Origin of the sequence: Robinsoniella peoriensis (assembly GCF_000797495.1) — a bacterium.
GTDB lineage: Bacteria > Bacillota > Clostridia > Lachnospirales > Lachnospiraceae > Robinsoniella > Robinsoniella peoriensis.
Genome location: NZ_JTGN01000006.1, coordinates 202,899 through 225,658, shown reverse-complemented (window position 1 = coordinate 225,658; position 22,760 = coordinate 202,899). Strand labels below are relative to the sequence as shown.

At 40.8% G+C, this 22,760-nt stretch carries 20 protein-coding genes and 3 pseudogenes; 18 read left to right on the top strand and 5 right to left on the bottom strand.

Annotated elements, in window-relative coordinates:
- Window positions 1-15 precede the first annotated feature (15 nt).
- The 6 genes and pseudogenes from QR40_RS13960 (at window position 16) to QR40_RS13940 (ending at window position 6,305) form a co-directional block, all read left to right on the top strand.
- A complete protein-coding gene (locus QR40_RS13960; RefSeq protein ID WP_044295576.1) occupies window positions 16-1,023 on the top strand; it encodes a sensor histidine kinase in 1,008 nt (335 codons plus the stop codon).
- A gap of 131 nt (window positions 1,024-1,154) precedes the next feature.
- Window positions 1,155-1,838 carry an ABC transporter ATP-binding protein gene (locus QR40_RS13955; RefSeq protein WP_027292521.1) on the top strand — a complete coding sequence of 228 codons (684 nt, stop codon included), beginning with the start codon at window positions 1,155-1,157 and terminating at the stop codon, window positions 1,836-1,838.
- A 46-nt stretch (window positions 1,839-1,884) separates the two neighbouring features.
- Entirely contained in the window at window positions 1,885-2,574 is a 690-nt protein-coding gene (locus QR40_RS13950) for an ABC transporter ATP-binding protein (protein WP_044295574.1), read from the top strand.
- Window positions 2,575-2,591: 17 nt separating this feature from the next.
- Complete coding sequence (locus QR40_RS13945; RefSeq protein ID WP_044295573.1) at window positions 2,592-4,808, top strand: ABC transporter permease; 2,217 nt, start codon at window positions 2,592-2,594, stop codon at window positions 4,806-4,808.
- Window positions 4,809-5,046: 238 nt separating this feature from the next.
- Window positions 5,047-5,136 (top strand): annotated as a pseudogene (locus tag QR40_RS33715) (DUF6783 domain-containing protein); the annotation flags it as partial.
- Window positions 5,133-6,305 (top strand): adenosylcobinamide amidohydrolase, encoded by a 1,173-nt coding sequence (locus QR40_RS13940; protein ID WP_160295813.1) that lies wholly within the window; start codon window positions 5,133-5,135, stop codon window positions 6,303-6,305. The pseudogene QR40_RS33715 and the gene QR40_RS13940, both read left to right, overlap by 4 nt.
- Window positions 6,306-6,360: 55 nt before the next feature.
- Here QR40_RS13940 and QR40_RS13935 read toward each other — a convergent pair whose 3' ends face one another.
- The 3 genes and pseudogenes from QR40_RS13935 to QR40_RS33710 form a co-directional block, all read right to left on the bottom strand.
- A complete protein-coding gene (locus QR40_RS13935) occupies window positions 6,361-7,029 on the bottom strand; it encodes an SdpI family protein (protein ID WP_044295571.1) in 669 nt (222 codons plus the stop codon).
- Complete coding sequence (locus tag QR40_RS13930; RefSeq protein WP_027292525.1) at window positions 7,022-7,297, bottom strand: autorepressor SdpR family transcription factor; 276 nt, start codon at window positions 7,295-7,297, stop codon at window positions 7,022-7,024. Before QR40_RS13930 ends, QR40_RS13935 begins: the two co-directional genes overlap by 8 nt.
- A 166-nt stretch (window positions 7,298-7,463) precedes the next feature.
- A pseudogene (locus QR40_RS33710) lies at window positions 7,464-7,532 on the bottom strand (DUF6783 domain-containing protein); the annotation flags it as partial.
- 203 nt (window positions 7,533-7,735) lie between these two features.
- On the opposite strand from QR40_RS33710, the gene QR40_RS13925 reads away from it, so the two are divergent.
- Together QR40_RS13925 and QR40_RS13920 are read left to right on the top strand one after the other, a co-directional pair.
- A complete protein-coding gene (locus QR40_RS13925; protein ID WP_242858531.1) occupies window positions 7,736-8,443 on the top strand; it encodes a response regulator transcription factor in 708 nt (235 codons plus the stop codon).
- The gene (locus tag QR40_RS13920; RefSeq protein ID WP_138002858.1) at window positions 8,428-9,483 is read left to right on the top strand and encodes a sensor histidine kinase; all 1,056 of its coding nucleotides are present in this window, start codon (window positions 8,428-8,430) and stop codon (window positions 9,481-9,483) included. The genes QR40_RS13925 and QR40_RS13920 overlap by 16 nt, the downstream gene beginning before the upstream one ends.
- A gap of 47 nt (window positions 9,484-9,530) precedes the next feature.
- Here the strand turns inward: QR40_RS13920 and QR40_RS33225 are convergent, their stop codons facing one another.
- Window positions 9,531-9,671: a DUF6783 domain-containing protein gene (locus tag QR40_RS33225; RefSeq protein WP_334291790.1), complete on the bottom strand. Its 141-nt coding sequence runs from the start codon at window positions 9,669-9,671 to the stop codon at window positions 9,531-9,533.
- Between QR40_RS33225 and QR40_RS33220 the strand changes: the two are divergent.
- Window positions 9,615-9,773 (top strand): annotated as a pseudogene (locus QR40_RS33220) (DUF6783 domain-containing protein); the annotation flags it as partial. The gene QR40_RS33225 and the pseudogene QR40_RS33220 overlap by 57 nt on opposite strands.
- A gap of 39 nt (window positions 9,774-9,812) precedes the next feature.
- The gene (locus tag QR40_RS13915; protein ID WP_044295568.1) at window positions 9,813-10,280 is read left to right on the top strand and encodes a hypothetical protein; all 468 of its coding nucleotides are present in this window, start codon (window positions 9,813-9,815) and stop codon (window positions 10,278-10,280) included.
- Window positions 10,281-10,488: 208 nt separating this feature from the next.
- Here the strand turns inward: QR40_RS13915 and QR40_RS13910 are convergent, their stop codons facing one another.
- On the bottom strand, window positions 10,489-11,040 hold the full coding sequence (locus QR40_RS13910; protein WP_044295567.1) for a GNAT family N-acetyltransferase: 552 nt from the start codon (window positions 11,038-11,040) through the stop codon (window positions 10,489-10,491).
- Window positions 11,041-11,448: 408 nt separating this feature from the next.
- On the opposite strand from QR40_RS13910, the gene QR40_RS13905 reads away from it, so the two are divergent.
- The 8 genes from QR40_RS13905 to QR40_RS13870 all read left to right on the top strand — a co-directional run bounded on the left by QR40_RS13905 (window position 11,449) and on the right by QR40_RS13870 (window position 22,758).
- Entirely contained in the window at window positions 11,449-12,135 is a 687-nt protein-coding gene (locus QR40_RS13905; RefSeq protein WP_044295565.1) for a response regulator transcription factor, read from the top strand.
- On the top strand, window positions 12,122-13,111 hold the full coding sequence (locus QR40_RS13900) for a sensor histidine kinase (RefSeq protein WP_027292531.1): 990 nt from the start codon (window positions 12,122-12,124) through the stop codon (window positions 13,109-13,111). Before QR40_RS13905 ends, QR40_RS13900 begins: the two co-directional genes overlap by 14 nt.
- 114 nt (window positions 13,112-13,225) lie before the next feature.
- The gene (locus QR40_RS13895; protein WP_044295563.1) at window positions 13,226-13,915 is read left to right on the top strand and encodes an ABC transporter ATP-binding protein; all 690 of its coding nucleotides are present in this window, start codon (window positions 13,226-13,228) and stop codon (window positions 13,913-13,915) included.
- A complete protein-coding gene (locus QR40_RS13890) occupies window positions 13,912-16,494 on the top strand; it encodes an ABC transporter permease (protein WP_044295561.1) in 2,583 nt (860 codons plus the stop codon). Before QR40_RS13895 ends, QR40_RS13890 begins: the two co-directional genes overlap by 4 nt.
- Window positions 16,495-16,633: 139 nt before the next feature.
- Window positions 16,634-18,982, top strand: coding sequence for a helix-turn-helix domain-containing protein (locus tag QR40_RS13885; protein ID WP_044295558.1), 2,349 nt, complete (start codon window positions 16,634-16,636; stop codon window positions 18,980-18,982).
- Between the two features lie 236 nt (window positions 18,983-19,218).
- Window positions 19,219-20,232: an ABC transporter permease gene (locus tag QR40_RS13880; protein ID WP_242858530.1), complete on the top strand. Its 1,014-nt coding sequence runs from the start codon at window positions 19,219-19,221 to the stop codon at window positions 20,230-20,232.
- A 12-nt stretch (window positions 20,233-20,244) separates the two neighbouring features.
- Window positions 20,245-21,138 carry a carbohydrate ABC transporter permease gene (locus QR40_RS13875; RefSeq protein ID WP_044295557.1) on the top strand — a complete coding sequence of 298 codons (894 nt, stop codon included), beginning with the start codon at window positions 20,245-20,247 and terminating at the stop codon, window positions 21,136-21,138.
- Between the two features lie 48 nt (window positions 21,139-21,186).
- On the top strand, window positions 21,187-22,758 hold the full coding sequence (locus QR40_RS13870) for an ABC transporter substrate-binding protein (protein WP_027292537.1): 1,572 nt from the start codon (window positions 21,187-21,189) through the stop codon (window positions 22,756-22,758).
- Window positions 22,759-22,760: the final 2 nt, after the last annotated feature.

The window sequence follows — 22,760 nt, the reverse complement described above, 5'->3', positions numbered from 1 at the left end:
ATAAGGAGTGTCGATATGAATTTTCTAAGAAACTCAGAAGTAAAAAGACAATGTATACTTTATGCCGTTTTCTCAGTTCTGGCTGTTTTCGGCGGTGTTTGGATATCAGTACCTGGCGGTATTTATGCAGGGATGATCTGCGTCATTGGGGGTGTGATCTATTATTTATTTACCCGCAGGCGTTATAAAAAAATATCTGTCATGAATGAGGGGCTGGATCAGATACTGCATGGTGATTATAGCATGGATTTTATGCAGGATCAGGAAGGGGAGCTGGCGATTTTAAGCTGTGAGATCTATAAGATGACTGTCAGATTAAGGGAACAGGCAGAAATGCTGCAAAGAGACAAAGTCTATCTTAGCAATTCGATTGCAGATATCTCGCATCAGATTCGGACTCCTCTTACGTCCATACGTATGATTACGCAGCGGCTGCAGCGGGAACAAATTTCTGAAGAAGAACGGGTAAGAAAAGTACAGGAAGTGAACAGCCTGTTATCCCGTGTAGATTGGCTGATCGCCTCTCTGCTGAAGATTTCACAGCTGGAATCCGGTACGGTGAAATTCCATTTCGAATCTGTTCCTGTGAGCACACTGGTGAAAAAAGCAATGGAACCACTGGAAATTCCCCTGGAGTTAAAGGAACAGAGGTTCCTTATGGAAGTCGGAGATGAGATCAGCTTCAGAGGGGATGTTTTATGGAGTGTGGAAGCGATTGGTAATATCATAAAAAACTGTATGGAACATACTCCGGCAGGCGGAAGTCTATGTATAGCAGCAGAGGAAAACCCTGTATACACTAAAATAGTAATTTCAGACAACGGTGAGGGGATTGCGCCTGAGGATCTTCCGCATATTTTTGAAAGGTTCTATAAAGGAAAAGGATCCGGCCAAGGGAGTTTTGGAATCGGACTGGCGTTGTCTCAAATGATTATTAGCCGGCAGAATGGTACAGTGAAAGTTCAAAATGGAATAAATAGCGGTGCAGAATTTCAGATTTGCTTTTATAAGGGGGCTGTGTAAGGCCTTCTTTTTTTGCTTTCAAAACAGAGGCATTGTATAATAAACTTCAGTTGTTAATGACAATATTGTAATTTTAGAGTCACGGCAGAGTCACTTTATTTTGCTATAATAATTTCAGGGAGAGGTGCAGCATGGAAATTTTAAGGGTGGAAAATTTAAATAAGAAATATGGAAGCGGAAGTAATCAGGTTCATGCTTTACAGGATGTTTCTTTTTCGATAGAGAAGGGAGAGTTTGTTGTTATAACCGGACCGTCTGGTTCCGGAAAATCTACACTGCTTCATCTGCTTGGAGGTGTGGATACTCCATCCTCAGGCAGTATTTCTGTGGATGGAAGAAATATTCTGCAAAAAACAATTGACGAAATGGCAATCTACAGGCGCCGCCAGATTGGTCTGGTCTATCAGTTTTACAATCTGATTCCTACCCTTAATGTGGAAGATAACATCACACTTCCTCTAAAACTGGATGGACGCAAGGTTAATCAGGAACATTTATCCAGGCTTTTAGATATTCTGGATCTGAGTAAGGCAGTAAAACAATTGCCCCGGCAATTGTCCGGCGGCCAGCAGCAGAAAGTTGCTATTGGACGCGCCCTGATCCATGCGCCGGCATTTCTTCTGGCAGATGAACCAACTGGTAATCTGGACAGCGTAACCAGACAGGAAATAGTGGAACTGCTGAAATATTCAAATAAGTATTATAAACAAACGCTGATTGTTATTACACATGATGAAAGCATCGCTTTGCAGGCAGGCCATTTAATTGAAATCTGTGATGGTAAGGTAAAGACAGACAAAGTCATAAATGAATAGGCGAATAGGCCACTTGAAGTACGTATAGAAACAGGAGGTTTGATAAATGGACATAGTAAAATGTGTTGGTCTGACTAAAATTTATGGTTCAGACAGTAACCAGGTAACAGCTCTTAAAAATGTAGACCTAACCGTAGAAAAAGGGGAATTTGTAGCAGTGATCGGATCATCCGGATCCGGCAAATCCACATTGCTGCATCTGATTGGTGCGGTTGACCGTCCTACGAAAGGAAAGATTCATATAGAGGGTGTTGATATAACTGCTCTCGATGCGGTTAATGCAGCAATCCTGAGACGGAGGCGGGTAGGGCTAATTTACCAGTTTTATAATCTGCTACCTACTCTGACGGTGGAAAAGAATATCATGCTTCCGTTACTATTAGACAAGAAAAAACCGGATATGGAGTATTTTAATGAAATTGTGAATGCATTAGGGCTTGCAGATAAAAAGAAATTTTTGCCAAGCCAGTTATCCGGCGGTCAGCAGCAGAGAGTGGCAATTGCCCGATCTTTACTATACCGTCCGGCTATTCTGCTGGCAGATGAGCCCACCGGTAATCTGGACCAAAAAAATTCTAATGAAATTATGGACTTATTAAAATTTTCCAACCGTAATTATGAACAGACAATACTGATTATTACTCATGATCAGAAAGTAGCGCTGGAGACAGATCGGATCATAACAATTGGAGATGGGAGAATCCTGTCAGATGAACCAGTGGAAAGCTTGCGATAAATCGGGGGGAAGATGAAATGTGGAAAGTGTACTCAAAGAGTTATATTAAAAATAATAGAGCTGCAAGTATTTCAATTATAGTGGCGGTCCTGATATCCTCCGTATTTATATCAGCAATCAGTGCAATTTTTTATAATATGTGGACAGATAACATAGACCGCATTGTGGCTAAGGAGGGGGCATGGCATGGAAAGATCGTTGGAAATGCCACAATGGAAGAAATAAAGGCAATAGAAAACAGTCCCAAAGTTGAGAAAGTAATGCTCAGCCAGGATACAAATGGGGAAACCAGTATTGAAATTTATTTAAAAAATCCCAGAAGTATTTATAAGGAATTACCGGAGCTTATAAAGCTGGCAGGGATAGATATTCAGGGGGATGCAGAATTACAATACCACAATATGCTACTCTCCCAGTATTATATTTATTCTCCGGAGGAAAAGAAAAATCCTCCGCTGCTCATGACTTTTTATATATTTGTTATGATAGTTACCTGTTTTTCTCTGGCTATGATTATCTATAATGCATTTGGAATTACCATGAAGTCCAGACTGCATCAGCTCGGTATCCTGCAGAGCGTCGGTGCGACACCAAAACAGATACGTGCAGCGTTGATGCAGGAATCTTTTGCATTAAGCCTGCTGCCAATCCTGGCAGGGATGGTTTTTGGAATTGGGATTGATATTCTCTTCCTGAAGTTTGCCAATGTGATCGGAGACATTGATAATAGAGCAGATGCGCGGTTTTGCTATCACCCACTGGTATTTCTTGTTGCCTCTGCAGTTTGCGTGCTGACTGTTTATGCGGCATCTGCAAGAGCTGCCAGAAAATTAAGTAAAGTAATGCCTTTGGACGCTATTAGCGGAGGGGCTGAACCGCTGGTTAAGAACGTTAAAAAATACCGTCTGCTTTCTGCCATATTTGGGATAGAAGGAGAGCTTGCCAGAAAATCACTGTATACAAGAAGGAAAGCCTTTCGCACGGCCAGTATTTCACTTACACTGTCCATCCTGATGTTCAGCTTTTTCTTAAACTTTATGACCCTGTCCGATATGAGCACCCAGCAGACCTACTTTGAAAGGTATAAAGACGCCTGGGATTTTGTGGTTACGATAAATGGAACAGAAGAACAGGAGAATCGACTGTTAAATGAGTTCCGTAATATACCGGGAGTCTCTGATTGTACAGCTTACCAAAAGGCAGAAACCTATACATGGATAGATAAAAACATGCTGTCTGAGGAACTGAAAGACCTGGGGAGCATAGACAGCCTTGGTGATGTGGGTATTCTGAAAGAGGGAGAAAAATACCGGGTACCTGTTCCCATTGTAATACTGGATGATAAAAGTTTCCAGGCTTACTGCAAAGAGATTGGGATAGAGGATATGCTGTCTATAGGAAGCAGCGTGGTTACTGTAAACAGAATCTGGGATAACATTCACAGTGATTTCCGAAACAGAGAGTTTCTTCCTTTCATAAAAGAAGGGGAGGGGCAGATTCTGGAACTGGAGCCGAAGAAAGAAGGAATGAAGGAATCAAAAAAGGAAAAGAAACCGATACCCGTAAAAATAGGTGCTTATACAGATCAGACACCAAATCTTCGGGAAGAATATAATTATTTTTCGCTGCTTCAGATTATGTCAGCTAGTTTCGAGCAGAGATTTCCAGATCGCATTGTGGGAAATGAGCGGTACGTTCGAATACTGACTGATTCAGATAAGGAAATAGGACAAGTGGCAGTAAAGCTCACGGAAGTTCTGGATAAAAGTGGTTGTAACTACACTCTGGAAAACCGTAAATCAGAAGAAGCGTATAATACGTTGTCCAGAAAAGGAATGAATATTATAATGGGTATCTTGTGCGGAATGTTATCCTTTATTGGAATAGCCAATGTTTTTGCTAATACACTTGGGAGTATTTATCAACGCAAACGGGAGTTTGCACGGTACATATCGATTGGACTTACTCCGGGCGGGGTTAAGAAGATTCTATTTATGGAAGCCCTGATTATCAGCATGAAACCGATTTTAATCTGTCTGCCCCTGAATATTATGTTCGTGGTATTCTCTGTATATTTAAAATATGGGGATTTTGTGAAAATAATGCCGATTAAGCCCCTTTTCATAATGGCATTGTTTATTATAGTGACAGTAGGTTTTGCTTATTACATTTCTGGCAGGAAAATTTGCAGGGCGGATATAGTGGAAGCATTGAAAGATGAAACTATGCTTTAAATTTTGGAGTGCTGGTATGCGGCTGGAGTCAGTGGATCAGTGACCCTTGCTATGTGGATGCTGTGGCACTGGCTATGATCTGCACTGGAATGTACAGCCAGCCTGGGAATCAGGCAAACATTCAATGAGAATTTATCATATTTTTAGGACGCACTTAATAAAATGTGGAGATAGACAGCGTACCGGAACATTAGCTGATTACGGGATAATCATTGTGGGAAGCTAACGGAACAAATTCCCCAAAAAGTGTGATGAACAGCTGTCAGAAAGCAATTTTAAAACACGTTCCCGAGCAGCTGCATGTATAAGGAAATGGGGTATGAAATGAAAATTTATAAGCTCTCCTCACAAGATGATGTTTACCGTTATAAAAAATCAGTTGTAATATGCTTTAAAGGAAAACGCAAAGTATTGAGTACCGGGCCAAATAACGGCGGATACCGCACGGACCTGACTGCTGTATTTAACAATGACGGGAACCCGGGAGCCGGGATGGCATCTGCATTGCGGGCGGCTACCTATGAAGAACATATGCATATCATAGCAAAAGAAGATCTGGGAATTGATCCCAAAAGGGCTACCGGACTGAATACGGCGGCATATATGGAGAACCTTTCGATAAAATCATTGACGTTCCAAGATTTTACGGTTACGGCTTTAGTAACAGCGGGTATTCGTGTAAATGGAGGGAGGGTGGGAGATCCGGCAACATGGCATGAAAAGTCCGGTGTCTCTTATGAAGTAAAACCCGGTACCATTAATATTATCTTGTTTATTGATGCGGATCTTTCGCCGGATGCCCTTGCAAGGGCGCTGGTTACCTGTACGGAAGCTAAGACAGCAGTTTTGCAGGAACTTCTGGCACCCAGCCGATATTCTATGGGAATTGCCACTGGTTCAGGTACAGATGGAAGCATTATTGTGTGCAATGCAGAATCGGATACCCACCTGACGAATGCCGGTAAGCATTGCAAGCTGGGAGAGTATATTGGAAAAGTGGTAATGGATGCGGTAAGAGAAGCACTGTTTTTACAAAGCGGGATGAACCAGGAATCTCAGCACAATATCATTTGCCGCATGGACCGGTTTGGGATTACGGAAGATCTGATATGGGCGATTTATGATAAAATGAATATCCCCGATAAACTTAGCCGGGCTGAGTATACCCATCGTCTGCATGTATTATGCCGGGATGATAAAATGGTTACATATACCTCCCTTTACGCTCATCTGCTGGACCAACTTCTATGGGGGATGATTAGTGAAAAAGAGGCATGGATGGCGGGCAGGGAGCTGCTATATCTGATGGGGATGGAGCCGGAAGGGGATGAGGCAGATTTACAAAAAATGATTGGTCATTTCCGGGATGGGCTGGCAGAGCTGGCACAAAAGGATATTTCATCATTTGCAGCATGCAGCAGTAAAAATATTGATGCAAAAGAAGGGAGTATGGTCCAAGAAGAAAGTGGAGAGATTTCAAAAATATATGGACTGTAAAACAGAGGCATGAAAAATAAAAATGACCCTGTTCTACAGTCTTATAAAGGTGCAATTATTGTTTTTCCTGTCCTTTATACAAAAAGAAAGAATACATTACGGGTACAATTGCAAGAATTAGTACCACTGTGATGGTAAGAGGTACTCCATAAACCAGATTATTCGTAAGTAAAAATGCGGAAACAATGATAATGATGCCTCCGAATATCCACAAGATGCCTGCCAAACGGTGTGTTTTATTCCAATTGTCATCGCTGTGCAGTGTCCAGGGTAATTTCAGGCCTATCGTATAATTGCGTCTGCATTTTGGAAGATAGTTACCGCAGATAATCATAAGTCCGCCGGCTGTTACCAATGAAATCAGGGCAATTGGTATGTTCACTCCCATGCTGATAAACAGGGTTACCGGTACGACGATCAGGGACAGCAAAGGGATCAGCCATATGCTTAATAATCTTAACGCTTCGGAGTGTGCTGCTCTTTTGGGATCGCCAAATAAACGTATTTTGGAATATAGATTTACTGCCAAAAATAATATTGGAAGCCCTATGGCGGCAATGGACTTCGGCAGATATCCGTCCGCAGTTCCGGTATTATTCCAGTGGACTGCAATTTGAACCGGCAGATCCTGATAGATTACAACAGATAAAATAATCGGCAGTAAACAGATAAAGGATGTTATCCACATAATGATCGTATCTTTTTTTTCTATTCTTTTATTCATTTTTATTACCTCCATTGAATTGTGAAATCCATAGCATTAATTCTTCAAAGACGGATACATTCAGCTCGTAATAAATGTAGTTTTTATACTTGCTTTCATATATTAGTCCAGCCTTTTTTAACTGTGACAAATGATAGGAAACAGTAGCACCGGTCATCTCAAAGTTTTTAGCAATTTCTCCAGCAGACATTTTCCCTTCCTTAAGCATAATGAGAATATCACGTCTGACCGGATCAGAAAGTGCTTTGAATGTTTCTGCAAATCCCAATGGATCACCTCCTGACTATTTAGAAATATTTCTAAATAGATTCTAGTACAAACGAAATGAAAAGTCAACTCTATTTAGAAAAAATTCTAAATAGAAATATTTACCAGACAGAGGAAAACTCATTGATGTTATCCGGGACTGCATATATAATGTTAGAATACTGTTATCATATTTTGCAGATACCAGAATTTGTTTGAAAATTCATTTCCTTTATCTGCATGCCCCAGTTTGCGTGGAATTTACCCGCTGCACCTCCATATTTGGCGCATCCCTACCGGTTCGCATATATTGATATAAGCAATTTTAAACACGCTCTGGGACAATCAGGAGTCAGGAGAGATAAGGCTGAAAGAAAATTATGATATAGAAGGGAAGCCACGGTGTGATTCTTTCAACCTGTTTTATTGTGGCAGTATTGCAGACAAGTCTGCAATATGCATGGGTATAAAAATGGAGAAAACATATAACATACTGCTTGTGGAAGATGATTTAAGTCTTCTGGACGGACTGGTCTATTCGCTGGAGAAGCATCACTTTTCTGTAACGGTTGCCAGAACGGTCAGAGATGCAATAACGCTGTATGCAGCTGGATCTTATGATTTAATACTGCTGGATCTGACCCTCCCCGACGGCTTAGGGTTTGAAGTCTGCACCTATGTGCGGGAGCGTTCTGCAGTTCCGGTTATTTTTGTCACTGCTTCTGATGAAGAGGTGAACATTGTGAAAGGGCTGGATATAGGCGGGGATGATTACATTACCAAACCCTTTAAACTGAACGAGTTAATTTCCAGAATAAAAGCCCTCATGAGGCGTGCCGGGATGTCCGGGCAAAATAGCGGGGTGGTGCTGAAATCCAATGGGATTACCATTAAATTTCTGGAAAACCAGGTCATCTGTGATGGTGAAACACTGGATTTGATCGGAAATGAATACAAGCTTCTTTGCCTTTTTATGCAGAATCCCAATATTGTACTTACCCGGCAAATGATACTGGACAGGCTCTGGGATGACAAAGGAAACTTTGTGGATGATAATACCTTATCCGTTTATGTACGAAGGCTGAGAAATAAAATAGAAGAAAACCCTGACCGCCCGGCGAAGATTTTGACTGTACGGGGGGTTGGATATCAGTGGAAGGTCAGGTGAGTGACATGATTGTACTGCGTCAGAAAGAAATGAATAAGATGCTTACGGCAATAGCGGGCATTGTATTTGCAGCTGTTGTAATGGGGCAAATCACTGCCGGCTGGTTTTCCGGTCAGTATACCCGGTTTATCATTTTAGTTTTAACGCTGCTGCCGGGGATCACAATTCTGATAATTGTGCATGTTCATTTTCGCAAACAACTGCTGGAGGTTGAGCAGTCCATTAAGACCATCAATTCTTTTATCGATGGCAACAGTGAAGCCAGACTGGAAGATGACAGTGAAGGCAGCTTTTCAAAATTATATCATACAGTTAACCGAATGGCTACCGTGCTGGAAGCCCAGGCAGCCAGGCAGAAGAACACAAAAGATTTCTTAAAAGATACCATTTCCGATATTTCACATCAGCTGAAAACGCCTCTAGCAGCGCTTAATATGTACACCGAAATCATACAGGATAATCCCGAGGACAGCAGCACGGTCAAAAACTTTATGGTTAAGACTCAAAGGGAGCTGGACCGCATGGAGATGCTGATTCAAAATCTGTTAAAAATTACTAGACTGGATGCTGGTGCAGTAATAATGAATAAAAAGATAGAAAATGTATCCGAACTAATGAATGAAATAAAACAGCGTTTTGAAACCCGCACAATCAGGGAAGAAAAGCTGATGACCCTGTCAGGAGATACATCCCAGAACTTACTGTGTGACCAGGACTGGATTTTGGAGGCAGTGAGCAATATTGTTAAAAATGCGCTGGATCATACAAAAGCGGGAGATGAGATTCATATATGCTGGAAACAGCTTCCGGCAGTGAAACAGATTATCATAGAAGACAACGGGAGCGGCATCCATTCCGATGATATTCACCATGTCTTTAAAAGGTTTTACCGCAGCCGTTTTTCAAAGGATTCACAGGGAGTCGGACTTGGACTCCCCCTTGCAAAATCCATTGTGGATGCCCATGAAGGAGATATACTGGTTGAGAGTGAGTTGGGTAAAGGCTGCAAATTTACGCTTAGTTTTTTAAATCTTACATAAATATGTTTTCTTATTAGTACTTATAGATAAATAATCAAAACCATTCATTAAAAATTATTAACAATTTCTGAACTTAATGTCATTAGACACCATGCATGGTATAATAAATTTCGTGGGATGTTAGAGCGTGTTTGAAAATTCATTCCTGCCATCTGTACGCCCCACTTTGCGGCATATTTGCCCCGAATTCAGGTTACGTAGCCCGCTACGCGCCCTTCATCCGGGACAAATCACCCACAAACTGTGACGCACAGCTGCCAGAAAGCAATTTTAAAACACGCTCTAGGCAGATAGATACTAAAATAAGTTATGAAGGGGATGGTGAGTTTATGAATAATCCAATATCAAAAAAAGTAGTATTTGGCTTTATCGGTGTTGTTTTGGCTTTTTTTCTTGTGATTTTTGCACTAAGCTTTCCTTCGTATTCCAAACATCATCTTTTTGGCTCAGAATTGAGCAAAGTTGTAAAAGAATATGATAAGGATAAGCAGGTAGAATTATTTGGCGATAATGAGGCTTATGAAATGGGATTAAATGCGGAAGATCATCCTGTTTTTAAGGATAAATTTAAAGCGTTGGCTCAGCTTAAAAAAGATTGTCCGGAAGGTATAAAGTATATTAAAAAAGAACGTAAGCTGAGAAGAAACCTTTCCATATTTTATTGGGATTGGTATGCTACTTATTCTGGTTATATATATGAAGATGCGGATGAAGAGATTCAGCCACAATTAACAAAGATTCAAGAGTTCTTTTATATTTATGAGAATAGCTTTAAAGATCCGGAAAATGAGTTATAAAAAATAGGAGGGCAGACATTAATCTGTTCTCCTAATATATTTAAAAGAATTTTTAAATTTTAATTAATTCGAAGGAAATTATACTTCTAACCGAGCCATTCTAATAAAACATGTGACTATATTGAGAATGAAATAAACAAAAATTGCTATATTGAAAAGAATTCGATTATTTCTAAAATATGTTTTCCATTCTTTTATAAAATCCCGATTAAATTTCTTGCATGCAAAGATCAGTCCCCAGATTATTAAAAGGGTAATCCCTTATTAAAGCATACATTTTCATATCTGTCACTTTTCCGTTTTTGACGGCATTGCTATGTAAAGTGCCTTCAAATTGAAAGCCTGCATTTTCCAGAACGTGACAAGAAGCAGTATTATAAGCAAATGGTTCAGCAAAAATTCTTATAATATCAGTATGGTCAAATATATACTTACTTATTTGCTTAATGGCATTTGTTGCAAAACCTTTTCCCCAATATTGTTCGCCTATATAGTAGCCCATTTCTGCAGTCTGAAAATGAATATTGTCACAACGGAATACTCCGATGCTACCAATAACCATATCATTTAAAGTGATAGCAAAAGGGAAGGTTTTCGTTTTGTCTGCCGATAGCATTGATGTGATAAATTCTTCAGCATCTTTGACTTTATAAGGATATGGTAGTCCATCACGTAAATTGTTCAAGATGTTTTTATTATTCAATATTTCTGCCAAATTGTATTTATCTTCAATTCTCCATTCCCGTATATCGCAATCCATATATGTCACCTCACTTAAATTTAACTATTTAATAGTATATAATTTTTTAGAATAAATGTCATTAGGCTTAATTATTATTTTTTACTAATAGTGAACACATTTGCCAGTATCTTTAAGAATATACGCAAGTATTTAATGAATATATAATATATCTTCCAAGTTAGTTAGTCAATTAGTATTGACTAACTGGTTTGATATATTGATTACTTGGTAATAAATGCATTTATAAAACTTAAATTTATCGAGTATTTTAAGTTAACACCCGTATACAGCGTTTACAAGCAACAATCATAGGGCGAATGTTACACAATGTTGAATTCAAAGTCCCCGGCTTGTATATTTCTGCAAAAAGAAATATAATAGAGCAAAAAGAAATAAAACCAGTAAAGTAAAGGTTGGTGAATATAAATGAAACAGATATTTTTAGTTGAAGATGATAAGGAAATTGCAAAAAACCTTGGGCGTTTGCTTCGTTCGGAAGGATTTATAGTTACCCATGCCCCCACCCAGAAAGATGCCATTGCTATGCTGGCTGAAAATAAATTTGATTTGGCGCTGGTGGATATCTCTTTGCCGGATGGGAATGGATTTACCGTCTGCACAGAGATCAGGCAGAAGCAGGATATTCCCGTGATCTTTCTGACGGCTTCCGGTGATGAAGCGAGTGTCGTTACAGGGCTGAACATGGGGGCAGATGATTATGTCACGAAACCTTTCCGCCCACGGGAATTGATTGCGCGGATAGGAACAGCTCTTCGAAAATACGGCCGTTCTCCATCTGCATTTGAATTATTCGGACTCCAGGCCGATACGGCCAATGGCGTTGTGAAAAAAGATGGCAAAGAAGTTTTCCTGTCGGCATTAGAATATCGCCTGCTGTTGATATTTATTAACAACCCCAAAAGCATTATCACCCGGAACAGACTGTTGGACGAACTGTGGGATGCGGCAGGGGAGTTCGTCAATAACAATACCTTGACCGTCTACATCAAACGTCTGCGGGAGAAAATTGAGGATGAACCGGCTAACCCGAAAATCATTCTGACTGTTCATGGAACAGGGTATCGATTGGGAGGCAGCTATGTTTCGGAATAGAGAGATTCAACAGTTTTCAGCCTTGTTTGCCGCAATAACCGCCGTAGCTGCTGCGGTGGGATTTGTCATCCATCCGGCGGCTGGAATCCTGACCCTTATCTTTGCCGCCGCCGCTGGAGCGGCATTTTTAGCTTTTACCAAAGCCCGCTACCAAAGTCTGGCACAGCTCGCCAGCCAAATTGATCTTGTACTGCATAACGATGACCACCTGTATATTACCGAATTGGACGAGGGCGAACTTTCTATTTTGCAAAGCGAGATTACCAAGATGATGCTGCGTATTCGAGAGCAAAACGTCGCATTGAAAAAAGAGAAAAATCATCTTGCGGATTCTCTTGCCGATATTGCACATCAGCTTCGTACTCCGCTTACCTCTGCCAATCTGATTCTGACTTTGCTGCAAAATAACCCCGAAGAAAAAGAAAGGAAAGACCTGCTTCGGGAAACTGAGGAACTGTATATACAGATGGACTGGCTGATTACTTCTTTGCTGAAATTGTCCCGTTTGGATGCTGGCATTGTGGTTTTAAAAAAGGAGCCGGTAAATCTAAACTGTCTGATAAACACTGCAATTCACCCGTTTCTGATTTCAATGGAACTGCACAATGTACAGGTACAAATAGACGTACCCAAAGGAATTGAGATTACAGGCGATTCAGGCTGGCTATCCGAGGCAATCCGGAATATACTGAAAAACTGTATGGAGAGCGCAGGCGACAACGGGAAGATTGAAATTGTTTGCGAGGACACGCTGCTGTATACGAAGATTATGATTCACGACAGTGGCGCGGGTTTTGAAAAAGAAGATCTGCCCCATCTGTTTGACCGGTTTTATCGTGGAAAAAATACGGGAGCCGCGGGATATGGGATTGGACTGGCGCTTTGCAAAATGATTATAACCCGGCAGGGTGGGAGAATTACTGTTAAAAATCACCCCCAGGGTGGTGCGGTTTTTTCGATTCGCTTTTCAAAGTGACAAAATTCATATTAAAAAGTGACGGATCTCTCACAAAAAAGTCACTAAAATGTAAGTGAAAAGTTCTATTATTTGGGTATAGCACAAGACATGTTTGAAAAGGAGGCTCACATAATGGAGTTTTTGAAAGTTGAAGATTTATGTAAAGTTTACGGGAAGGAAGATAACCAGGTCACTGCGCTTGACCACGTTTCGCTTTCCATTCGAAAAGGAGATTTTACTGCAATCATAGGTTCCTCAGGTTCTGGTAAATCCACTTTGCTTCACGCGATTGCCGGCGTGGATGTGCCCACAAGCGGAAAAGTATATTTGGATGGTCAGGATGTATACGGCCAAAGCAATGAAAAACTTGCTATATTCCGCAGACGGCAAGTTGGACTGATCTATCAGTTCCACAATCTCATTCCCACTCTGAATGTAGTGGAAAACATGACTCTGCCAATCCTGATGGATAAACGGAAGGTCAATAGAGAACGGCTGAACGATCTGCTGGATCTTCTTGGACTGCAGGAACGAAAAACACATTTGCCAAACCAGCTGTCAGGCGGTCAGCAACAGCGTGTCGCCATCGGCCGCGCTTTAATGAATGCCCCGGCAGTCATGCTTGCAGATGAACCCACCGGAAGCCTGGACAGCCATAATGGACAGGAAATCATCCATCTGCTGAAAGAAAGTCACCGTAAATACCATCAGACGCTGATTATCGTCACTCATGATGAAAATATCGCCTTGCAGGCAGACCGCATTATTACCATTGCAGACGGAAAAGTGGTGCGGGACGAGAGGCAGGTGGCGTGGTCATGAACATTTTCCATAAAGTTGCCCTGCAAGGGCTTATAAAGAACCGGACAAGAACGTTAGTAACTATCATCGGAGTTGCCCTGTCTGCTGCCCTGATTACCGCAGTCGCAGCCTTTGCTGTTTCCCTGCAAACCTATATGGTAAATGGAGCCATTATGAAATACGGCGGCTGGCACGTTGAGTTTCCGTATGAAGATTCTGCTTTTGCACAGGAACAGGCGAAAGACAGCAGAGTTTCCAATACTGCAACTTTTGAAAATGTTGGCTACGCAAAGCTAGAAGGAGGACAAAATCCCGACAAACCATATTTATTCATCGCCGGGTTTAATAAGGAAACGTTTGATACTCTGCCCCTTGAACTTCTATCAGGCAGATTGCCGGAAAACAGCAATGAGATAGTTGCTCCGGCGCACATTTCATCAAACGGCGGTGTAAAGATTGCGGTTGGGGATACCCTCACCCTTGCAGTTGGAACCCGTCAGGCTGGAGAAGAAACACTCAGCCAGCATAATGTGTATCAATCCGGAGAAGAGACACTGACACCCTTGACAGAGAAAACTTACACGGTTGTTGGCATTTGCCAAAGACCCTCATTTGAGGAACGCTCTGCGCCCGGCTATACCATGATTACAACAGCCGGTCCCATGGATGCTGCAAAGAGCCTGAGCGTATTCGTCACACTGAAAAAGCCCTCCATGGTCCGCGCATATGCAGGAGAAGCTGCCGGAAACCCTGCTTATCTCCTGAACGATGATGTGCTGCGCTTCATGGGAATTTCGGATGATACAATATTCAATACCCTTCTCTATTCTATAGGGGGAGTTTTGGTGGCGCTGATTATGCTGGGGTCGGTATTTCTGATTTATAACTCTTTTCATATCTCCCTGGGCGAACGTACGCATCAGTTTGGCATTCTGATGTCGGTAGGTGCCACGGAAAAGCAGCTGCGTAATTCTGTATTGGTGGAGGGACTTTGTATCGGTGCAATCGGTATTCCGATTGGCATATTGATTAGTATCCCAAGCATCAGGCTCGTACTTGCTCTTGTGGCAAAGAATTTCGCCAATGTACTGTATGCCAATGTGCCGTTGACTTTAAAGGTGTCTGCTCCTTCACTTGTGGCGGCAGTCGTGATCAGTATGATCACCATTTTGATTTCGGCATATATTCCGGCAAAGAAAGCAGCCGGTATACCTGTGATGGAGTGCATTCGCCAGACCAATGAAATAAAGGTTGAAGCAAAAGCCATAAAAACATCGAAAATTATACGGCGTATTTATGGTTTGGAAGAAACGCTTGCTTTAAAAAACTTTAAGAGGAACAAGCGGCGTTACCGCAGCATTATTCTGTCGCTTACTTTAAGTGTTGTGCTGTTTGTCTCAGCCAGTGCCTTTCGAACAGGTTTGAATCAGGCAGCAGAGCAGGCAAAAGCAGTTACGGACTATGACATTGGTTTTGGCACACAGGATATGGATGAAGGCGAAATGCCTGCACTTTATGATAAACTGAAGACCACAGAAGGTGTTACCAAAAGCTCCAGTCAGATTGTTATGAAGTATACCTGCGCTGTTCAGGCAAGTGATCTGTCGGAGGATTACCTGAATGCTGCAGGAGAAACTTTGCCGGAAGAAACGGTGAAATTACCGATAGAGATTCAATTTCTGGATGACAACACCTATTACGAAATCATCAATGGTCTGGGCCTGCCTGCTGAAGAATATACCGGAGAAAATGCAAAGCTCACAGCGGTTGCCAAAATGGAGGATCAAAGTGGTCAGGCGGAGGATGTCAGCCAGCTTCGGGATGTATTCAGGAGTTCTTCGGCCAGTGTCACTGTCATACCACAGGAAAATGGCAAGCCTGTCATGGAACAGGGGCAAAACATAAATATTACCTGTGTGGAAACGGTACCGCCGGATACACCCCCATATTCAGGAACCAGCCGGCAGCAGCCATATTTCTTTCAGATCATGGCTCCCTGGTCGCTAAAGGAGAAGCTTGCGCCCCCGGATACCGCTGTGGATGTGAAGGTCAAAGGATTTACGTTTCAGTCAGAAAATCCCTCGCTGTCAACAGCCAGGATGCAGACTTTGATTGAAGGATCGGGGATTACCGCAAGCTACAGTTTATACAATGTTCATGCGATGATGGAGTTAAACCGTAATATTTTATTCATTGTTAATCTGTTTACGGTTGTTTTTATTCTGATGATTTCACTGATTGCAGTTGCAAATGTATTCAACACTATCGCTACCAATATCAAGCTGCGCAGGCGTGAGCTTGCCATGCTCCGCTCGGTAGGGATGTCCGACCGCGATTTCAATAAGATGATGCGTTTTGAGTGTGTTCTATACGGGGGAAGGACGTTGCTGTTCGGTCTTCCCATTTCAGGAATTTTATCATGGCTGATCTATAAGGGAATGGTGGCAGGCGGCGCAGCCATAGATTTTAAGTTCCCGTGGACCAGTATCGTGATTAGTATGCTTGGGGTGTTCTTTGTAATATTTATTACAATGCTGTACGCTGTGAGTAAAATCAGAAAAGAAAATATCATTGATGCTCTTCGGGATGATATGGCATAATAAAGATTGACGGCAGTGAGGATTCTGATCCTCATTGCCGTTTGTTCGATAAATAGGTGAAAACAGATAAAAATTTATGGTAATATTCAAAGCTTTATGATAATATATCCAATAGACAGGGAAAGGAGGGTGAAAACCGTTGTTAAAAAAATACAAATCCAAAAATTATTTAAACCAGATTGTAGTTTCTATGTTTATCTTTTTTACCCTGATTAGTATCCCGTTTTCCTATGCCGTATATCATCTGGCTGAAAAAACTTATCTTGAGACGACGAATAACACAAATAGAAAACTACTTCAGCAGATGCGTTTTAACTTTGATTATAACAGAGATACTGTCGGGAGTGTGATGCAGTCCATTTACCATCAGTCATCCGTTACCTCTCTTTTATATAATGAAGATATAGAAGGGTATCAGATCTACTCTACACTAGACGGGCTGAAAAAAAATGTGCTTAGTGCGAATCCGTCCTTACATTCCATCTACATATATAATCAAAACAGTGACAGTATGGTATCTGTGGAAGCTTCCGGCGATTTTAAAGACAGGCAGCTTATTGAGTTTATGGAAAAGAATAAGCCGCTTACCAGGATGCAGCCCTATTTGAGAAAGGTACAGCGATCCCCCGATGATCCGGATACTTACATCTATGTTTTTACTTATTTTATCTATGATTTTGAGGGCAGTGATTCACAGCCGCAAAGTTTTCTGGCAGTGAATCAAAGAACGAACTGGATTCTGGACAATTTGGTTACAATGAATAAGCCCAGCGGCGGCAGCAGTGAATTTTTACTGATTGACGGAGAGGGAAATATATGCAATAACAATGTGAAAATTGAAAATAATGAGGAATATCAGGCGATTATCCGGGAATTTCTTGCAAAGGAAAATCAATTAAAAGAACAAAATGAGGATGGTTTAGGTTTTTATACGGCAAAAATAAAGGAATCTAAATATCTGATATCTTACGTAAATATAGGTTCCTATAATAATCATATACTTTCCATACAGGAATATGATCAGGTATTTCATGCGCTGAATCAATTAAGAAGAAATTTTATTCTATGTACCTTGGTGTTATTTGGTTTCTCCATGATGTTATTGTGGATTCTGGCGAAAAGAATTTACAGGCCCATAAATAATTTAGTAAAAGATGTATCCAGTTTACTTCCGCCAGATACCAAAGAAGCGGTGAAAGAGAATGAATTTGATTATCTAAAAAATGCTTATGTAAAAATCAGTGAGAAATATGTGAGCATTGAAAATCAAACCCTGGCAAACCAGGATATTGTGGCTCAATATTACCTTGAAAATCTTCTTCTAAGCAGTCAGGAACAGCATATTGATAAATTGCGGAAGAAGTTTGCAGGTCATTGGATTTTTGAAGCTGGTATGCGTTTTTGTGTGCTGGTAATTCGGCTTGATGATGAAAAGTATATTTTGGAACATAATACAGTCAAAGAAAAGCAATTATTGGTTTTTGGAGTACAGAATATTCTGTTAGAATTACTGAAAACGAAGGTAGAATGTGAAGTGGCACGCGTTGAGGAAAATTCTTTTGTCGTACTTCTTGGAGGAAGGGATGCAGGTCGTATTTATGCCGGAGATTTAAAGGAGTCTGTTCTCGAATGCCAAAAATATGTGAAAGAATATTTTAATATCACATTTTCATTGGCTTTTAGCGAGGCAGATTCAGATAAATATAAGATATCGGCTATGTACCGGCAGGCAGAACAGGCCATGGATTACCGGTTTGCCTTAGGAAGAGCAGTGATCATAGACTGGAAGGAATGCACCCCGAACATTCAGAATGCAGAGCTTTTCGATCCAAAAGAGCTGGCATCTGAAATGGCGGCAAAGGCAGGTGACGCACAGGTAAGGGAAAGCGTTATTTTGCAGCTAAGCCATGAGATTCAAAAGTTAAATTATGATAATATGGTAATTGTATTACTGGACTTTTTGACGGCTTTAAAATATCAGATGGATCATATGAGAACATGTGCTGTCGATGTGGAAACATTTGATTTCAGATTCTTATTTAAAAGTGTAACCAATATGGAATATCTGGATGATATTATGGATCTGATACGGAAGCGGTTTGAAGAAGCCTTTTCATCTCAGAAAAAAGAGGCAGATACTAAAGAAGTAAATCTGGTGAAGACTGTGACTGAGTATATGAACAGAAACTATATGGACAGCAGTTTTTGCCTGAATATGATTGCGGATGAGCTTGGAATTTCATCGAAATACCTGGCATCTGTTTTTAAAAAGCATACCGGGATGTCTGTTGGAGAATATATGTTAAGCGCCAGAATGGTTAAAGCGGCGGAAATGATGGCGGACTCCAATCAGACAATCACCTCAATTGCAAACAAAGTCGGGATGGAAAATGAAAGTTACTTTTACCGTATGTTTAAAAAATATTATGGCTGTACACCAAGAGAATATGCGATCCAGTGTAAGATGGAAAAAATAGCAAAGGAATGACATGAAAGGCAGGATAACAGGACTTTTTAAGCCCGGTTATCCTGTTTTTTTCTCTTTTGTACAGGAAATTCCGATTTGTACATAGCCTTGTACAGTAAAATCTGATATGTACAGTAGCAATATAAAGGGAAAGAAGATAAGATAATCCCAGTAGAGCAAAAGCAAAACAAAAATTAAAATGAGGAGGGAATTATTAAGTGTGAAAGTGAGGGTTCGTGTAAAAGAATAACACTTTCATGGCTGAGAGAAAATTAAATAAGAAAGGAAGCCACGCGACGATTCTTTCAGCTTGTTTATTTGTGGCTGTATTGCAGGCGGGTCTGCGGTACACAATGGGTGGTTTAAAAATGAAGAAAGTAAAAAAGTTTAATTGGAAACTTTTTATCCTGGCAGTTCCGGGGTTAGCTTTTTTAATAGCATTTAATTATGTGCCCCTATTTGGTTTAATTATTCCATTTAAAAAGATGGACTATGCAAAAGGGATACTGGGGAGTGACTGGGTAGGATTGAAAAATTTCGAATTCTTCTTTCAATCACAGGATGCATTTCGGATAACCAGAAATACCATCTGCCTGAATCTTCTATTTATCAGTGTTACCATTTTCCTATCTGTTCTCTTGGCGGTACTGCTGTTTGAACGGTCGAAAAGGCAGGTAAAGGTGTTTCAGACAGCGATGTTTGTTCCTTACTTTATATCGTGGGTAGTAGGAGGATATATTCTATACGCTTTGATTAGCCCGCAGCTGGGCGTTGTGCCGAATATGATCAAGGATGCCGGAGGGGTTTCACCAAGCTTTTATTTTGAACCAAAATATTGGCCGGCAATCTTATTAATTGCTTATTTCTGGAAAAATGTGGGATACATGACTCTGATGTTTTACACGGCACTGATGAGTATCGACATTTCTTATTTAGAAGCAGCTTCTATAGATGGTGCCAACCGGATACAGCGAACGCTCAGAATTACAATTCCGTTTATTGCACCCACGATTGTAATGATTACTTTATTGCAAATTGGTAAGATATTCTATTCAGATTTTGGAATGTTCTATTTCTTAACAAAGGATTCCGGTGCATTATATCCGGTGGCAGATGTAATAGATACTTATGTATACAGGGCGCTGCGGGTCAGCGGTGATATTGGAATGGCATCAGCCGTGGGCTTATATCAATCATTGGTAGGATTTATTCTGGTATTGATCAGCAATTATACCGTAAAACGATTTGATAAAGATTATGGAATATTCTAAGGGGAGGTTACTATGGTTACAGAAAAAAGAAAGAAGTATTCGGCTTCAGACGTGGTCAGCATAATTATCTTCAGTATACTTTCTATCTGCTGTGTTGTTCCGATATTGTATATTGTGTCGGCGTCATTTACAAGTGAGGCATCATTGGCACAGCACGGATATTCGCTTATTCCCAGCGACTGGTCGCTGGATGCTTATGAGTTTGTACTGAAAAGCCCCGGACAGATTTTAAATTCATATGGAATTTCGATTCTGGTTACGATAGTAGGAGGGGGAACAAGTTTGCTTTTTACCGCAATGTTAGGTTATGTAATGTCAAGAAGGGATTTTTCGGGATCTAAGATTATTTCCTTTCTGGTAGTATTCACATTGCTGTTTAATGCGGGTATGGTTCCGGCATATATTACGATTACCCGGTATTACCATCTGAAAGATACGATATTCGCCTTAATACTGCCCTATATTATTGTTCCATGGCATGTGATGCTGATGAGGGGATTCTTAAATGACACGCCGGTGTCTCTGATTGAAGCAGCGAAATTGGATGGTTCCAGTGAGGTTGGCATTTTCTTTAAAATCATTATGCCCATATCAAAACCGGCACTGGCAACCGTTGGTTTATTTGGAGCTTTTATGTACTGGAATGATTGGTGGCTTGCAATGTTATACATAGATAATCAGAAGCTGATTCCGCTGCAGTATTACTTATATAGAATCATGAATAATATACAATTCCTGGCATCCTCCCTGCAGGCAGGAAATCTTGGAATTGACGTATCAAAGTTACCAAATGAGACAGCCAGAATGGCATTATGCGTTTTAGCAGTAGCGCCCATGTTATTTGTATTTCCTTTTTTCCAAAAACATTTTGTAAAAGGATTAACAGTTGGTGCGGTCAAGGGATGATTGTATAATGATATACAATATAGAAAGCAAAATAAGGAGGATTTAGAAATGAAAAGAAGAAGAGCAATGGCACTTTTATTGGCGGCGGCAATGAGTGTTACGGCGTTGGCAGGATGTTCTGCAAATACGTCAAATGAGGAGACGAAGGCAGGGACAGAAACGAAAGCGGAGACAGGAGAGACAAAAGCAGGTGAAGAATCAGCAGCGGCTGACGGCGAAGAATCCCAGTCGGCATCAGGAGATGTGGTAGAGATAAAATGGTATGCCCCTATGTCGGAGATTCAGGCAGATCAGGAATCTGTCCAGAATGCGGTTAATGAATATTTAAAGGATAAATTAAATGTACAGGTTAAATTTATATCCACAGATTTCGGAAGCTTTGATCAGAAAATGCAGATGGTGATCTCATCCCAGGAAGAATTTGATCTTTGCTTTACATCAAACTGGTGCAATAACTTCTATAATAATGTAAATAAAAATGCATTTTTAGATATCGGTGAAATCGTAGAGAAAGAAGCACCAAAATTAAAAGAAATTATGCCGGAGTCAGGATTTGCTGCGGCAACGGTTGGCGGGAAATTGTATGCAATTCCCAATTACCAGATCTGGGCAATGACTAATGGCGGTTACATCGTAAAGGATTATGTGGATAAAAGCGGCGTTGATATCAGCAGCGTAAAATCACTGAAAGATTTGGATCCTATTTTTGAAAGCATTAAAAAGGATAATCCGGATGTATTCCCGATGATTAATTCAAAACAAAGTATATATGGGTTCACAGCGGCAGCATTAGGACTTGACGAGTTATCCGGCATGAATGTTCCGGGAGCAGTTAAATATGATGACAAAGAATTAAAAGTGGTGAATCAGTTTGCGCTGCCGGAGGTTATGGAACATTTCAAATTGATGAGAGAATGGAATCAGAAAGGATATTTCAGACCGGATGCAGCTACGATTACCGATTATAAAGCAGAACAAAAAGCAGGTAAGTATGCAGCTATTATGGCTGGAACCCTTAAGCCCGGAGAAACGCCTGTACAAAAAGCAGATTTTGGTAATAAGGACGTGGAACAATTCCGTATATCGGATTCTATTTTAAAGACCAGCGGCATTAATGCAACTATGATCGCTGTGAGCAGAACATCCAAGCACCCGGTAGAAGCGGTTAAATTACTGGAATTAGTAAATACAGATCCGGTTCTCTATAACTTACTCTGCTTTGGTATTGAGGGAACACATTATACAAAAACAGAAGATGGACATGTAAAGCCAATCGAAAATTCAGGCTATAATCCTAACGTAGACTGGACCTTTGGAAATCAGTTTAACGGATATCTTAGAGAAGGTCAGGAAGATGGCGTCTGGGAAGAAACGAAAGCATTGAATGAAGCAGCAATTCCATCTGAAGCATTAGGATTTGTATTTGATCCGGAAAAGGTTCAGACAGAAATTGCAAGCACCAGTGCAATTGTTACGGAGTATCTGCTGATGCTGGATACCGGTGCAGTTGATCCGGAGGAAAAGATGCCTGAATTCCTGGACAAGTTAGAAAAAGCAGGATCCCAGAAAATTATTGATGAAATGCAGACACAGATTGATGCATGGAAAGCAGCGAAATAAAA